The organism is Virgisporangium ochraceum (assembly GCF_016863655.1).
GTDB lineage: Bacteria > Actinomycetota > Actinomycetes > Mycobacteriales > Micromonosporaceae > Virgisporangium > Virgisporangium ochraceum.
Map to the genome: position 1 here is coordinate 113,969 of NZ_BOPH01000083.1, position 13,786 is coordinate 127,754.

13 protein-coding genes are annotated in these 13,786 nt (G+C 73.8%); 8 read left to right on the forward strand and 5 right to left on the reverse strand.

Annotated features, from left to right (window positions below; all coding sequences use genetic code 11):
* Positions 1-44: 44 nt before the first annotated feature.
* Both Voc01_RS29350 and Voc01_RS29355 read right to left on the reverse strand, forming a co-directional pair.
* A complete protein-coding gene (locus Voc01_RS29350) occupies positions 45-713 on the reverse strand; it encodes a response regulator (RefSeq protein WP_203930823.1) in 669 nt (222 codons plus the stop codon).
* Positions 710-1,882, reverse strand: coding sequence for a sensor histidine kinase (locus tag Voc01_RS29355; RefSeq protein ID WP_203930824.1), 1,173 nt, complete (start codon positions 1,880-1,882; stop codon positions 710-712). The genes Voc01_RS29350 and Voc01_RS29355 overlap by 4 nt, the downstream gene beginning before the upstream one ends.
* 126 nt (positions 1,883-2,008) lie before the next feature.
* On the opposite strand from Voc01_RS29355, the gene Voc01_RS29360 reads away from it, so the two are divergent.
* Positions 2,009-2,959, forward strand: a complete 951-nt coding sequence (locus Voc01_RS29360; protein ID WP_203930825.1) for a phosphotransferase family protein — start codon at positions 2,009-2,011, stop codon at positions 2,957-2,959.
* On the opposite strand, the gene Voc01_RS29365 is transcribed toward Voc01_RS29360, so the two are convergent.
* Positions 2,936-4,864 carry a GMC family oxidoreductase gene (locus Voc01_RS29365; protein WP_203930826.1) on the reverse strand — a complete coding sequence of 643 codons (1,929 nt, stop codon included), beginning with the start codon at positions 4,862-4,864 and terminating at the stop codon, positions 2,936-2,938. The genes Voc01_RS29360 and Voc01_RS29365 overlap by 24 nt on opposite strands.
* A 43-nt stretch (positions 4,865-4,907) precedes the next feature.
* Here Voc01_RS29365 and Voc01_RS29370 point away from each other — a divergent pair, with 43 nt between their 5' ends.
* Positions 4,908-5,633: an alpha/beta fold hydrolase gene (locus Voc01_RS29370; RefSeq protein ID WP_203930827.1), complete on the forward strand. Its 726-nt coding sequence runs from the start codon at positions 4,908-4,910 to the stop codon at positions 5,631-5,633.
* On the opposite strand, the gene Voc01_RS29375 is transcribed toward Voc01_RS29370, so the two are convergent.
* Positions 5,620-5,964 carry a VOC family protein gene (locus Voc01_RS29375; RefSeq protein ID WP_203930828.1) on the reverse strand — a complete coding sequence of 115 codons (345 nt, stop codon included), beginning with the start codon at positions 5,962-5,964 and terminating at the stop codon, positions 5,620-5,622. The genes Voc01_RS29370 and Voc01_RS29375 overlap by 14 nt on opposite strands.
* Positions 5,965-6,095: 131 nt before the next feature.
* On the opposite strand from Voc01_RS29375, the gene Voc01_RS29380 reads away from it, so the two are divergent.
* From Voc01_RS29380 to Voc01_RS29400, 5 genes are all read left to right on the forward strand, one after another.
* On the forward strand, positions 6,096-6,917 hold the full coding sequence (locus tag Voc01_RS29380) for an AraC family transcriptional regulator (protein ID WP_203930829.1): 822 nt from the start codon (positions 6,096-6,098) through the stop codon (positions 6,915-6,917).
* Positions 6,918-6,994: 77 nt separating this feature from the next.
* Positions 6,995-7,510 (forward strand): SigE family RNA polymerase sigma factor, encoded by a 516-nt coding sequence (locus Voc01_RS29385; RefSeq protein WP_203930830.1) that lies wholly within the window; start codon positions 6,995-6,997, stop codon positions 7,508-7,510.
* Positions 7,507-8,718, forward strand: a complete 1,212-nt coding sequence (locus tag Voc01_RS29390; protein WP_203930831.1) for a hypothetical protein — start codon at positions 7,507-7,509, stop codon at positions 8,716-8,718. The genes Voc01_RS29385 and Voc01_RS29390 overlap by 4 nt, the downstream gene beginning before the upstream one ends.
* 49 nt (positions 8,719-8,767) lie before the next feature.
* A complete protein-coding gene (locus Voc01_RS29395; protein WP_203930832.1) occupies positions 8,768-9,976 on the forward strand; it encodes a hypothetical protein in 1,209 nt (402 codons plus the stop codon).
* A gap of 133 nt (positions 9,977-10,109) precedes the next feature.
* Positions 10,110-10,571, forward strand: coding sequence for a DUF427 domain-containing protein (locus Voc01_RS29400; RefSeq protein WP_203930833.1), 462 nt, complete (start codon positions 10,110-10,112; stop codon positions 10,569-10,571).
* On the opposite strand, the gene Voc01_RS29405 is transcribed toward Voc01_RS29400, so the two are convergent.
* Entirely contained in the window at positions 10,502-11,719 is a 1,218-nt protein-coding gene (locus tag Voc01_RS29405; RefSeq protein WP_203930834.1) for an MFS transporter, read from the reverse strand. The two genes, Voc01_RS29400 and Voc01_RS29405, sit on opposite strands and share 70 nt — an antisense overlap.
* Positions 11,720-11,785: 66 nt before the next feature.
* Here Voc01_RS29405 and Voc01_RS29410 point away from each other — a divergent pair, with 66 nt between their 5' ends.
* Entirely contained in the window at positions 11,786-12,763 is a 978-nt protein-coding gene (locus Voc01_RS29410) for an ArsR/SmtB family transcription factor (protein WP_203930835.1), read from the forward strand.
* Positions 12,764-13,786 lie beyond the last annotated feature (1,023 nt).

Here is a 13,786-nt window from a genome sequence, read left to right on the forward strand (position 1 = left end):
TCGGGCGTCACCCCACGGAGCCCACCGTAGGTGGCTCCGGAGTATCAGTTCCCGGGAACGACCAGCCCGCTCTCGTAGGCGAACACCACCGCCTGCGCGCGGTCACGCAGACACAGCTTCGTCAGCAGCCGGCTCACGTGCGTCTTCACCGTCTGCTCGGCGAGCACCAGGTTCTCCGCGATCTCCTGGTTCGACCGGCCGTCGGCGATGAGCCGCAGCACGTCGGTCTCCCGCGGCGTCAGCGATCCGAGCGCCGCGGAGTGCCGCCGGTTGTCGGGCCGGCCGCGCCGCGTGTAGTCGGCGATCAGCTTGCGGGTGACCGACGGCGCCAGCAGCGCCTCCCCCGACGCGACGACGCGCACCGCGTGCACCAGCTCAGCCGACGGCGCGTCCTTGAGCACGAATCCGCTGGCGCCGGCCCGCAACGCGCCGAACACATAGTCGTCGAGATCGAAGGTGGTGAGGATCAGTACCTTCGGCGCGGTCGCGCCCGACGGCACGTCGAGGATGCGCTCGGTGGCGGCGAGGCCGTCCATCACGGGCATCCGCACGTCCATGAGGATGACGTCTGGGTCGAGCCGGCGGCTGGCTGTCACCGCGTCGGCGCCGTTGGCCGCGTCGCCCACCACCGTGATGTCGGGCTGTGCGGCCAGCAACGCGGCGAACCCCTCGCGCACCATCGCCTGGTCGTCCACGACCATCACCCGGATCATCGGTCCCCTTCCGTCACCGGCAACACGGCGTGCACCACGAACCCGCCGTCGGCGGCCGGTTGCGCCGTCAGTGTCCCGTCGAGCATCGCGGCCCGCTCGCGCATGCCGCGCAGCCCGTGCCCCGGCCCGGCGTCCGTCGCCGGCCGGTCCGTGGGCCCGTTGCGCACCGTCACATCCAGTCCATTGTGGACCCGCGTGAGCGCGACCGACACCGGCGCCCCCGGCGCGTGCCGGCCGGCGTTGGACAGCGCCTCCTGCACCACCCGGTACGCGGTCAGCTCCACCGCCGGCGACACGCCGGACGGATCGTCCAGTGGCCGCAGGGTGATGTCGGCGCCGGCGGCGCGCGCCGTCGCGACGAGGTCGTCGAGGTCGCCGAGGCCCGGTTGCGGCGCGGTGAGCGTCTCCTGGTTGTCGCTGCGCAGCACGCCGAGCAGCCGGCGCATCTCGGCCAGGCCCTCCCGCGCGGCGGCCGAGATCTGGCCGAACTCCGCGCGCACGGGCTCCTCGACGGCGCCGAGCCGGTACTGCGCGGTCTCCGCGCGCACGGCGATCATCGACATGTGGTGGGCGACCACGTCGTGCAGTTCGCGGGCGATCCGGGTGCGTTCGGCGAGCACGGCGCTGCGTTCCTGCTCCGACTCGAGGTCGCGCTGGGTGCGCCGGCGGCGCCGCACCTGGTCACCCACCAGCATCACGATCGTGACGAAGATGATGATGCCGGGCCCGTTGCCACTGCTCGCCTGCCACAGCACGAGCAGGCCGGTGACCAGCCACACTCCCAGCGTGACGACCGCCCGCTGGGTCGCCGCGACCCCGAACAGCACCGCCAGGAACACCGGGATCGACGCCGGCGCCCACGGCCAGTCGGCGGCGTCGGGGAAGGGGAAGAAGAACGAAAGGACGGCCACGAGCGCCGCGAGCCGCCAGGCGACGAGCGGGCGGTACCAGAGCAGCGTCAGCGGCACCACCCCGAGGAACGCGACGACCTGCGCCGCCCCGCCGTGGCTGACGCCCGACACGGCGCCCATGCCCACCGCCAGCGTTCCCAGCAGCAGCAGCGGCAGCCCGAACCGGCGCAGGATCCACGGCCGCCGGGGCGGGGTGCCGGGCGCGCCGGCGCCGACCGCCAGCATCCGCAGATCGCGCATGATGGTGCTCGGGTCCACGTGGTCAGGCTACGTGCCGGGCGGGGCCCGGCTCTGCCTACCGCGGTATGTTCCGCGCCCCCTACCGGGGTATCAGGCCAGCAACCGACTCGCCCGGCGGCGCCCGCGACGAATAGTCTCGCGCCCATGACCGACGGCGACTGGCGGGACGACGGGTTCAGGCAGCGCCGGCCCTCCCCGGAGACCCTCGCCTGGGTCGCGGCGTCGATGGGTCGGGGCAGTCGCGTCGTCGGCTACCGCCGGATGACCGGCGGCGTCTGCTCGGCCGTCAACCGGCTGATCGTCGAGCGGGGTGGCGTGCGCACGTTCGTCGTCCTGCGGCAGTATCCGGGCGGGCTCGGCCTGCGGGAGGCCCTGGAGAAGGAGATCGCCAACCTCGGAGTCGTGGCGGGAAGCGGGCTGCCGGTTCCGGGCATCCTGGCCGCCGACGTCGCCGGTGCCTCGACCGGCGGCGCGCCCTCGTTGCTGATGACCCGGTTGCCGGGGCACGTCGACCTCGACCCGGCGGACCCCGGGTCCTGGTTGACGAGCATCGCGGAGCTCGCCGCGTCGCTGCACTCCCTCGACCTCCCCGCGACGACGTTCCGACCGTGGGCGGACTCCTGGATCGCTCCGCGCGACGGGTTCCGGGTGCCGGCGCACGCGCGGAAGCCTGCCGTGTGGACGGCGGCGTTCCGCGCGATGGCGGCGCCGTCACCCGACGACCCCGCCGTCTTCCTGCACTGCGATCTCCTGCCCGTCAACATCCTGTGGTCGCGCGGGAGGATCACCGGGCTGACCGACTGGAACTCCATCCATCGCGGGTCGCGCGCGATCGACGTCGGGCACTGCCGGCGGTACCTGGCGGCGCTCTACTCGCCCGGATGGGCGGAGCGGCTCCGGTCGCTCTACGAGTCGGTCGCCGGGGTGACCCTCGACCCGTGGTGGGACCTGTACGCCCTGCTCCACTACGACGACAGCGGGTCGAAGTGGATCCGCGGCCAGGTCGCCGGGCGCCGTCCCGTCGACGTGCCCGGCATGACCGCCCGCGTCGAGGCCGCCGTCGAGGCGGCGCTACGGCGCCTGGGCCCCGTCTAGCCAGTGGTGCATCACGCGGAAGGCGTTGGCGAAGATGGTCAGCACCGGGTTGACGCCGCCGTTCGTCACGTGGACCGAGGCGTCGACGACCCGGAGGTTGTCGTGGCCCCACACGCGGCCGGCCGGGTCGGTGACCGAGGTGCGCGGGTCGGTGCCCATGCGGCACGTGCCCGCCTGGTGCTGTCCGCTGCTGGGCAGGTCGGCCCGCGGCGGCCCGTACGCGACAACGGTCGTGGCGCCGGCGGCGCGCAGCCAGTCGGCGGCGCGCTCACCCAGTAGCCGCTGCGCCGCGAGGTCGTTGCGGTGCAGCCCGCCGCTGAGCACCGCCACCGGGATCCCGTGCCGGTCGACGACCGACCGGTCGACGCGCACCCGCGACTCCGCCGACGTGACCTCCTGCACCGGCCCGACGACGCGTTGCATCCGCCGGGTCAGGTGCCGCATCCCGTTCTTGGCCGCGAGACCGTGCGGACCGATCAGCCCGGCCTGCCGGAGGTAGGCGTAGGTGTTCACCGGCGTGGGCACGAACTCGTCGGCGAGCATGCCGCCACCGACGAGGCCGTCGTTGCGGTGGCGGAAGTCGTGGGTCGAGATGGCGGGTCCGGGACCCACGAGGTCGGCGACCACGTCGTCGAACACGCCGACGGCGCCGCCGTACACGTGACCCTGCAGGTGCCGGCCGACCAGGTCGTGGTTGTTGCCGAGCCCGTCGGGTTCGCGGTCGCTGGTGCTGCACAGCAGGAGCCGGGCCGACTCCACCGCGCCTGCGGCCACCACGACGTCGGCGGCGTCGACGCGCCGGCCGTCCGACAGCTCGACGCCGGTCACCGTGCCGCGCGCGTCGGTGACCACGCGCCGCACCCGGGTGCCGAGCAGGACGCTGAGATTGCCGGTGGCCGCCGCGCGGGCCAGCACGGTGTTGTGCGACCCGTTCTTCGCGTCGACCGGGCAGGCGAACCCGACGCACTCGCGGCAGGCCGCGCACGCCGGCCGGCCGTCGTACGGCACGGAGTTCACCGCGAGCGGCACCGCAACCGTGCTGAGGCCGAGGGTCCGCGCGGCCGCGCCGAGGCGTCGCGCCGACTCGGTGACCGGACCGGGCGGCATCGGGTACGGCCGCGACCGCCGCGTCGCGCCGGCATGGGGCGCGTCGGACCCGCACACGCCGATCTCGTACTCCGCCCGGGTGTAGAACGGTTCGAGGTCGTCGTAGCCGATCGGCCAGTCGGCGAGCGCGCTGCCGTCGGGTACCCCGTACGTGCCGGCCATCGCGAAGTCCTCGGGCGTGAACCGCCACGCCTGCGCGCCGTACACGCGGGTCCCGCCGCCGAACGTGTACGCCAGTGACCCGTCGACGCGGGGGCTGCGCAGGTGGTCGTTCCGTGGCGCGGTGAGCCCGCCGCGCTCGACGAGCAGCACCGACCGTCCCGACCGCGCCAGCGCCCACGCAGCGACCCCGCCGCCCGCGCCGGACCCGACCACGACGGCGTCGTACCGCGTCCGCAGGTCCGCGGGCCGGAGGACCGCCGGCGCGCCGACCTCGCGGACGGGCGGCGCACCCGGGTCCCAGCCGACCATCCGCCACGAGACCGCGCCGTCGTTGCCGAGGTTGCCCGGATCGGCGTAGAACCCGGCGTTCACCGCGTCGGCGAACCACAGGTACCCGGCGTTCCCGAGGAGCCCGTCGAGCACCCGCTCCCGGGCCCCGGCGTCGAGGTCGGCGAACCGGCCGCCGGCGCGCTCGTCGAGGAGGTCGAGCACCGCGGTCACCCGGTCCGTCCACTCGGGACGGTCGTGCTCCAGGAGCCGCGCCCAGTACCGCAGTCCGCCCGCCTCCGACGCGGACGCGACGTCGTCCCGCGGCACGACCGCGTCGACCGCGGCCCGCAACCGCTGAACGTCCATCCCCCGGAGTATGTCACCGCCGCCGATGGGCGATGCTGGTCCGATGAACGATCTGCGCGTCCGCTCCGGCGGCGGTGGGCCGCCGACGCTGCTGTTGCTGCACGGCCTCGGCGCCACCGCCGACGTGTGGACCGGCCTCGCCGGACACCTCGACGGCGCCGCGTGGGTCGCACCGGACCTCCCCGGCCACGGCGGCTCCCCACCCCTGCCGGCCTACTCGTTCGCCGCCGTCGCCGAGGCCGTCGCCGGCCTGGTCGACCCGCGCGGCACCGTGGTCGTCGGTCACTCGTTCGGTGGCGTCGTCGCGCTCCACCTCGCCGCCCGCCCGGGTGTGCGGGCCGTCGTCGGTGTCGGCATCAAGGTCCAGTGGACCGGTGAGGAGCTGGCCAGAGCGGCGGCGCTGGCCGGGCGCCCGGCGCAGACGTTCGCCACCCGCGCCGAGGCGGTCCGACGCCACCTCCGGGTGGCCGGCCTCGACGGTCTCGTCGACCCCGACGACCCGTCGCTGGACGCGGCCGTCACCGCGACGGGCGACGGCTGGCGCACCACGTTCGACCCGGCCGCCTTCGGCGTCGGCGAGCCCGGCATGGCCGCGCTGCTCGCCGCCGCCACCGTGCCGGTGACGCTGGCCCGCGGCGAGCTCGACCCGATGGTCTCCGACGCGCAGCTCGCGGCCCTGGTCCCGGAGCCGGTCACGCTGCCCGGGCTCGGGCACAACGCCCACGTCGAGGACCCGGCCGCGCTGCTCCCGCTGCTCAGCCCGCGCTGATGCAGAACGGGTGGCCGGCCGGGTCGGTCAGGACCACCCAGCCGTCGCCGGGCTGGAAGTCCGGCTTCGTCGCGCCGGCCGCCACCAGGTCGGCGGTGGCCCGGTCGATGTCGTCGACCCGGATGTCGAGGTGGGCCTGCTTCGCCGGGCCGGGCCAGTCGGGTGCCACGTGGCCGGACACGCGCTGGAACGCCAGCTGGACCGGTCCGCCGTCGCCGAGGTAGACGAAGTCGTCGTCGGCGGAGGTGACCTTCCAACCGGTCGCCCGGCTGTAGAAGTCGGCCAGGGCGGCCGGGTCGGCGCAGTCGAGGATGATGGCGGTCACTGTCATCGCGGTGTTCCCTTCCGGTGGCCGGGCCCTGTGCCCGGCTCCGGTCCACGAGCCTGCCCGTGCACCGGGTGCCGCGGCTTGAACATGTTTGCGGCGGGTTTCTGTCGTACCCGGGGCGTAACGTCGGTCGGGTGTTGTCAGTGGTTGGTCTGGCCGCCCGGCCGGGGCTCACGGTCGCCGCGGTCACGTGCAGCCCGCTCGGCGGCCGGCACGGCGCGGGCTGGTCGCCGCCGGAGGGACACGCCGCGTACCGGCTGGTGCTGGTGCGGCGGGGCCGGTTCCGCCGGCGGGTGCGGGGGCAGGTCGCCGACCTCGACCCGAGCGTCGGCTACCTCGGCCTCCCCGGCGACGAGGAGCACTTCGCGCACCCGGCCGGCGGCGACGTGTGCACGTCGGTCCAGATCGGGCCGGCGCTGTGGCGCGCGCTCACCCGAGAGGAGCCCGGGCCGTCGCTCACCGGTGGTGGGCCGGCCGGTCACGCCGTGTACGTCGATGCCCGGGTCGACCTTGCGCACCGGCGGCTGGTGAGGGCGGCCCGTGCCGGTGACGTCGAGCACGCGGTCGTCGAGCGGCTGGTCGCGCTGCTGGCCGGCGTCGTGCGGACGCCCGACCTCCGGGAGCCGCCGCACCACGACCTCGCCCTGGTCGCGCGCGCCCGGGAGGCGATCCGCGCCGACGACCCCGCCGCCGGGGGGCTGCTGCCGCTCGCCGCCCTGCTGGGCGTGTCGCCGTTCCGGCTCAGCCGGGCGTTCAGCCGGTACCTCGGGGTGCCGGTCACGCGGTACCGCAACCGGGTCCGCGTCGAGCGGGCACTCGACCGGCTCGAGGCCGGCGCCGACGACCTCGCCGCGCTCGCGGCCGATCTCGGGTTCGCCGACCAGGCGCACCTGTGCCGCACGATGCGTCAGCACCTCGGCGAGCCACCCAGCGCCGTCCGCCGCCTGCTCGCGTAGAACGCGAGTTATGTCCGAACGCAACCCGCGCCCGGGCGCCGCGCGTCTGACAGGGGAAGCGGCGCGGAAAGGCGGACATGGACCGGGACAGCGAGTACGTCGAGTACGTGACGGCGCGCCTGCCGGCACTGCACCGCGCCGCGTACCTGCTCTGCGGTGACCCGTACCGGGCCGACGACATCGTCTCGGCCACCACGACGTCGCTGTACCGCCACTGGAACCGGGTCCGCGCGGCCGAGAACATCGACGCCTACGTGCACCGCGTCCTGGTCCGCAAGTACGCCGACGAGCGCCGCATGCGCTGGGCCAGGGTACTGCTCACCAACCGGGTCCCAGAGCAGGCGCACACCACCGACGACCACGTCGAGGAGCGCGACTCGCTGCGCGCCGCGCTCGCCGAGCTCACCTCCGCCCAGCGCACCGTCCTCGTGCTCAGGTTCTTCTGCGACCTGCCGGTCGCCGAGGTCGCCCGCATCCTCGGCTGCTCGGAGGGCAACGTGAAGAGCCACACGAACCGGGGCCTGATCATGCTGAGACGGGTGCTGGGGGTCGGGGAGACGCCGCAGGTACGCGAGCTGAGGAGCTCGACATGAGCGACGACTCCACGATGAGAGAGGTCCGGACGCTGATGCGCGAGTCCCCGGTGCCGTCGACCAGCCTCGACCCGCAGACGCTCCTCGACCGGGGCAAGCGCTCCCGGCGGCGGTGGCGGCGGGCGTCGGTCGTCACGGCCGCGCTCACGGTCGTCACCCTCGTGGTCACCGGCGTGGGCGCCGCGACGTGGCTCGACCACCGCCGCGACCAGGCCGCCGGCCTGTCGACGAAGCCGCGGGTCGTGCACCGCACCGCCACCCTGTCCGGCGAGACCGGCTGCTGGGCGACGCCCCTGCGCCGGGTCGCCGACGCCACCGCCGGCTTCCACGCCGCCGACCCGAACGCGGAGCAGGTGGTCGGCACCGGCGGCGTCGAACGCATCAGCTGGTGGAACCGCGGCGAACCGACCGTGTTCACCGTCGCGGGCGCCACGCCCGAGGTCACCGCGACCGACGTGAACGGGTCGGGCACCGTCGTCGGTCACGACGACGCCGCGTCCCCCCTCAACTGGACCTACAGCGACGGCACCGTGCGGACGCTGCCGACCCCGGCGGGGTTCGACCGGGCCGAGGTGACGCACGTCAACGGCCGGGGTGACGCCCTGGGCCTGCTCGAACGGTCCGACGGCACCACCGCGCTCGTCGTGTGGCCGTCCGGCGCGCCCGACCGGCACCGGGTCATCGCCGAGCCGGGCGCGCGACCGCTGGGGATCCGCGACGACGGCACGGTGGTGTCGGTGCGCGGACGCTCCGACAGCGACCCCGGTGCGGGCACCGTCGTCCTCCACAGGTCCAACGGCAAACGACTGTCGGTCGCGGTGCCGCGCCAGCTCCGCGCCGGGGGGTCCATGATCGGCGTCACCCTGGAGGGTGACCACCTGTACGGCACGTCCGCGGGCATGCAGGTCACCTTCAGCGACGGCCAGACACCGCTGGCCGCGTTCGTCAACCCGGTGCGGTGGAACCTGCGCACCGGCGTGGTGGAGATCTTCGACAACCTGGTCGGGGTGCCGGTCGGTAGCCGCACCGGATGGTTCGTCGTGGCGGGGGACGTGGACACGCGGGTCCTGGTGGCGCCCGACCGCAGGGCCCGCGAGATCACGCTCGGCGACACCCCCGACGCCGGGGTGCACGCGGTCGGCCCCGACGGGACGACGCTCATCGGCTCGACGGAGACCGACCTCGTCACCTGGCGCTGCCCCGGCTGACCCGCCGGGCGACGTGCGGACGGGCGGCCCGTCCGCGATGATCTGCCGCGTGACCGTTACCGTTTCGCCCTCGGTGGTGCGGCAGACCGAGGGCTGGCTGATCCGTCGCGGGATGCCGGTACTGATCGCCGACTACAGCTTCGCCAGCCACATCCTGCCGCGGATGGTGCCGTTCCTGGCGCTGGTGTCGGTCACCGGGCTGCTGTGGCCGCTGCGCGACGAGGTGTCGCCGGTCGGCCGGTTCGTCGCGGTCCTCGTCGTGCTCGTCGGTGGGGTCGTGGCCGGGATCCTGCTCAACCGGTTCCGGCTGCTGCCGACGTTCCCGCGCCGGGCGGTCATCCTCGTGCTGGTGGCGTACGGCGCGATGCCGCTGCTGATTCCGCTGCTGGACCTGGCGGTGTCGAGCACCGTCGCCTCCCCCGACGTGGGCGCCGGCGAGATCACCGAGGGCCGCACCGGCTTCGTCGGGGCGGTGGTCGGCTTCAGCCTCATCTTCGTCGCGCTGTTCGAGGTGGCGCGGCTGACCACGTTGTTCGGGGTGCTGCCGCTGCTCGCCCGCTCGGTCCGCAACGCCTGGCAGGACCTGCGCAACACCCTGCGGTTGCAGAGCCGGGCCCTGCCGATGCTGCTGTTCGTCACGTTGTTCTTCTTCTTCACCGGCGAGCTGTGGCAGGCGATGAACCGGATGACGTGGTGGCGGCTGGTCGCGGTGCTCGCGTTGTTCGTCGGCGTCACGGTGCTGGCCGCCGCCGGCCGGCTCCGGGAGGACATCGGCAAGGTCGAGCAGGACCTGCGCGTGCCGCGGCTGAAGAAGGCATGCGAGGGCACCCCGCTCGACGGCGTACCCGTCGACGCGCTCGCCTCCGACGGTGCGCTGCGCCCACCCCCGCTCACCGACCGGCAGATCAACAGCCTCCTGGTGATGCTCGCGTCGAGACAGCTCGTGCAGGCGATCGTCGTGGGCCTGTGGCTGTTCGCGTTCTTCGTGGTGCTCGGCCTGATCGTCGTCGACCCGGCGACCGCCGAGCAGTGGATCGGCGAACCACCCCGACCGCTGGCCGCGTTCCCCGACATCCCGGCGGCCCTGCCCCGCAACGCCGCCCTGCTGGCCGGTTTCGGGAGCATGTACTTCGCGGTGACCTCGATGTTCGACACCGAGAACCGGCGCCGCTTCTTCACCCCGATCCTGGAGGAGGTCGAGCGCACCCTGGCGGTCCGAGCCGTGTACCTGGCCGCCCGGGACCGCCAACGCGATTGAGGACCGCACCCGCTTGCATGATCGAAAGTGGTGGCGACCTTTCGCGGTTCCACCGCCCGCGGAACAGCACAAAGTCGCCAACACTTTCGATCATGGCCCGAGCGGTGCCGGGTGGCTGACGGATAATGGGCGCATGACCGAGTCGGTATGGGATTACCCGCGTCCGCCGCGGGTGGAGGCGACCTCACGGCGGATCACCGTGCGGCACAACGGGGTCACCGTGGTCGACACCGTGGAGGCGGTGCGGGTGCTGGAGACCTCGCACCCGCCGGTCTACTACGTGCCGCGCGACGCGGTCGCCGCCGGGCTGCGCCGGTCGGGGCGCCGCACCGTGTGCGAGTTCAAGGGCGTCGCCGACTACTGGGACCTGGTCGTCGGCGACACGACGGTACCGCGCGCGGCGTGGTCGTACGAGGAGCCGGTGACCGGGTACGAGGTGCTCACCGGGCGGCTCGCGTTCTATCCGTCCCTTGTGGACGAATGCGCCGTCGACGGCGAGGTGGTCACGCCGCAGCCGGGCGACTTCTACGGCGGCTGGGTCACCTCCGACATCGTCGGGCCGCTCAAGGGCGGGCCGGGCACGCACGGCTGGTAGCGGGCCAGCGGCGCGGTGGCCACGGTCGCCAGGCCGGCCAGGGCGATCGCCGGCGCCGCGCCGGTCCACTCGGCGAGCACCCCGGTGACGACGGGGCCCATGCCCTGCACCGTCATCAGACCGGTCGACAGCAGCGTGAACGACAGGCCCTGCAACCGCTCGGGCACCGCGTCGCGGAACTGGCGCTGCAGGCCCAGCGAGTAGCCGAGGCCGGCGCCGGAGGCGACCAGGAGCACGAGGGTCACCGGGAGCGGCGGCGTCACGACGAGAACGGTCAGCGGCGCGCCCATCAGCACCACCAGCGGTGCCGCCAGCCGCTCGCGCCGCTCCGCGTCGACGAACCGCCCGACGACCACGTTGCCGACGAACATGCCCACCGGAACGGCGGCGAACATCGGCGCGACGGCCGCCTTGTCGGCGCCGACGTACGAGACGAACAGCGCCTCGGCGCCAGCCAGCAACGTCGACGGCAGCCACATCGCCAGGAGGAGGCGACGCACCGTACGGTCGTGCCACAAGAGAACGGTGCCACGCCAACTCGCGCTCACGAGCGTCCCATCGCTCTTCGACGATGCGACAAGGCCGCGCAGGCCGACGGCCGACCACACGGCGGCGGCGACGCAGGCCGCGGAACCGAGCGCGAGTGCGGGACGGGCGCCGAGCGTCGCGAGCGCCGCGCCGCCGGCGGCCAGGCCGACCAGTTGCGCGGCCGAGCCGGTCATCCCGAGCAGCGAGCGGCCCAGCACGTAGCCGTCGCCGGTGAGGACGATCGCGACCACGCGGCCGGACGCGCCGCTGAACACCGGCGCCACGAAGGCCGCGGCCGCGACCACCGCGATGCACCACCCGGCCGGCAACGGGAACGCGGCGAGCGCGGCCGTCGTGGCGGCGGCGACGAGGTGACCGGCGACGATCAGCGGACGCGGCGGCGCACGGTCGGCGAGCGCGCCGATCAGCACGCCCCCGAACGCCTGCGGCACGAAGCCGGCGCCGAACGCGAGCGCGCCGAGGAACGGCGACCCGGTCGTGTCGTACACCAGCACCGACAGCGCGAGGATGCGCAGCGTCTCGGCCGCCACCGCCAGCAGCCGGCAGACGAACACAGCGCGGAACCGCGGCTCGGCGAGCACTCCCCCGTAGGTCGTCACGGTGCCAGCTTCGTCGTTCCCTTCCGGTGCGGCGAATGTTTCGTTCGTGGGCGTAAGGTCGGTGGCGTGCTGCGGTTCGAGGTGACGCCCGAGGACCTGCTCGCCACGCGGTTCGCCGTCTCGCCGATGTTCGAGCTGCACAGCCTGCTCCGCTCGCTCAACGGGCGCACCGGCCGTTCCGCGCTGCCGCCGGCGTGGCGGGCGCGGCTGCGTCCGCGGTTCGCCGCGCTGCGCCGCGACTCGGAGCTCGACGCGGTGCTCGCGCTGTACCTTCCCCGCGAGGGCGCCGGCTTCATCGCGCCGCCGCCGGCGAGCCTCACCCAGTCCATCGACGACGACCTGTCGATGATCAGGGCGACGCCGCCGTCGGTCGCGCGCGCCGAGATCAGGCGCTTCGTCGGGCGCCAGCCATTATTGGACGCACGTGTGCGCGCAACATTGAGCGGACGTTCTGCCGTGGCACGGATCGCCGACGCCCTGGCAACCGCCTGGCACGAACTGCTGGCTCCCGACTGGCCCCAGCTCCGCGCCATCTGCGAACGCGATGTGGTGCACCGGGCCGGCGAGCTGGGCCGGGGCGGGTGGGCCGCGGCCCTCTCCGGCCTGCACGACGCGGTCCGTTGGAACGCCGGCGGCATCGAGATCGCCCGTATGCCCGGCGGTCCGGTGACCCTGGGCGGCGCCGGGCTGACCCTGGTGCCCTCGGTGTTCGTGTGGCCCGGCCTGGCCGCCCACCACGACGACCCGTGGCCAAGGGCGGTCATCTATCCCGCGCGGGGGACGGCCGCCCTGCTGGAGCCGTCGGGGCAGCGGCCCGCGGACGCGCTGGTGGCCCTGATCGGACGGTCGCGGGCACAGCTCCTGGTAGCACTGGCCGAACCCGCGAGCACGACCCAGCTCGCCCGGGCCAACCGGCTGGCGGTAGGCGCGGTGGGCGACCACCTGGCGGTGCTGCTCGAAGCCGGCCTGGTCGACCGGGCGAGGGCGGGCCGCTCGGTGCTGTACCGGCGCACTCCGCTGGGTGATGCACTCGTGGGTGGGTGAGCGTCTGTCGGGCGATCGGGCACCGGGCCGGGCCCGTTGGTCCGAGTGCCGGGTGCAGCTCGGGTGCCGGCCATTGCACGCTGAGTAGCTGGAAGAGCACACTTCGCAGTCATGGAACGGCGTATCGGCATCGCTTCGCGAGGCAGGTTCGGGCATCTGGCCCGCCTGCTGGTGGCGGGTGGTGCGGGTGCACTGGTGGCGGTCGCGGCCGAGCTGCTGGGATCGTGGGGTACGGAGCCCGCGGTTGCGGATGGCCTGCCCGGCCTACCCTTGCCGACGGTGCCTTCTGTCTCGGCGCCTTCTCTCTCGACGCCTTCTGTCTCGGTGCCTCCTGTGTCGGTGCCTCCTGTATCGGTGCCCGCGGTGACCGTTCCCTCGGTGACCGTTCCCTCGGTGACCGTTCCCTCGGTGACGGTGCCACCTGTGACGGTGCCACCTGTGACGGTGCCACCTGTGACGGTGCCCTCGGTGTCCGTGCCGCCGACCTCGACGCCACCGATCACGACTCCGCCGATCACGACTCCGCCGTTGACTGTTCCGTCGGTGACAGTTCCGCCGGTCTCGGTCCCGTCCGTGACGTTGCCGCCGATGTCGACGCCGTCTGTCCCGGCGCCGCCGGCCTCCCTTCCCCCGATCGCGATTCCCGGAGTATCGGTTCCGGGAATCTCGGTCCCTGGCATCTACGTGCCCGGCCTCTCTGTGCCAGGGATCTACGTGCCCGGTGTCGTGATCCCGGGGACCTCCCTACCCGGGGTCTCCCTACCAGGGGTTTCCGTACCAGGGGTCGCCGTACCAGGGGTCGCCGTACCAGGGGTCGCCGTACCAGGGGTCGCCGTACCAGGGGTTCTCATACCTGGGATCTCTGCTCCTGGGATCCCCGTACCCGGGGTCGCACAGCCTGGGGTCTCGGCACCTGGTCTGGGGCCTGGGGACGGATTCCTGGTGGTGGCCTTTGTTCCGTCGGACTCCGTGGATCCGGTTACCGGACTGCGGGGGCGGTGGGTGGTGGTGCGCTCGCTCGGG

Bases quoted from the DNA above. Each gene is read 5' to 3' on its own strand.
- Voc01_RS29350 (WP_203930823.1), bottom strand. From the start codon at position 713: ATGATCCGGGTGATGGTCGTGGACGACCAGGCGATGGTGCGCGAGGGG.
- Voc01_RS29360 (WP_203930825.1), top strand. From the start codon at position 2,009: ATGACCGACGGCGACTGGCGGGACGACGGGTTCAGGCAGCGCCGGCCC.
- Voc01_RS29365 (WP_203930826.1), bottom strand. From the start codon at position 4,864: ATGGACGTTCAGCGGTTGCGGGCCGCGGTCGACGCGGTCGTGCCGCGG.
- Voc01_RS29370 (WP_203930827.1), top strand. From the start codon at position 4,908: ATGAACGATCTGCGCGTCCGCTCCGGCGGCGGTGGGCCGCCGACGCTG.
- Voc01_RS29375 (WP_203930828.1), bottom strand. From the start codon at position 5,964: ATGACAGTGACCGCCATCATCCTCGACTGCGCCGACCCGGCCGCCCTG.
- Voc01_RS29385 (WP_203930830.1), top strand. From the start codon at position 6,995: ATGGACCGGGACAGCGAGTACGTCGAGTACGTGACGGCGCGCCTGCCG.
- Voc01_RS29390 (WP_203930831.1), top strand. From the start codon at position 7,507: ATGAGCGACGACTCCACGATGAGAGAGGTCCGGACGCTGATGCGCGAG.
- Voc01_RS29400 (WP_203930833.1), top strand. From the start codon at position 10,110: ATGACCGAGTCGGTATGGGATTACCCGCGTCCGCCGCGGGTGGAGGCG.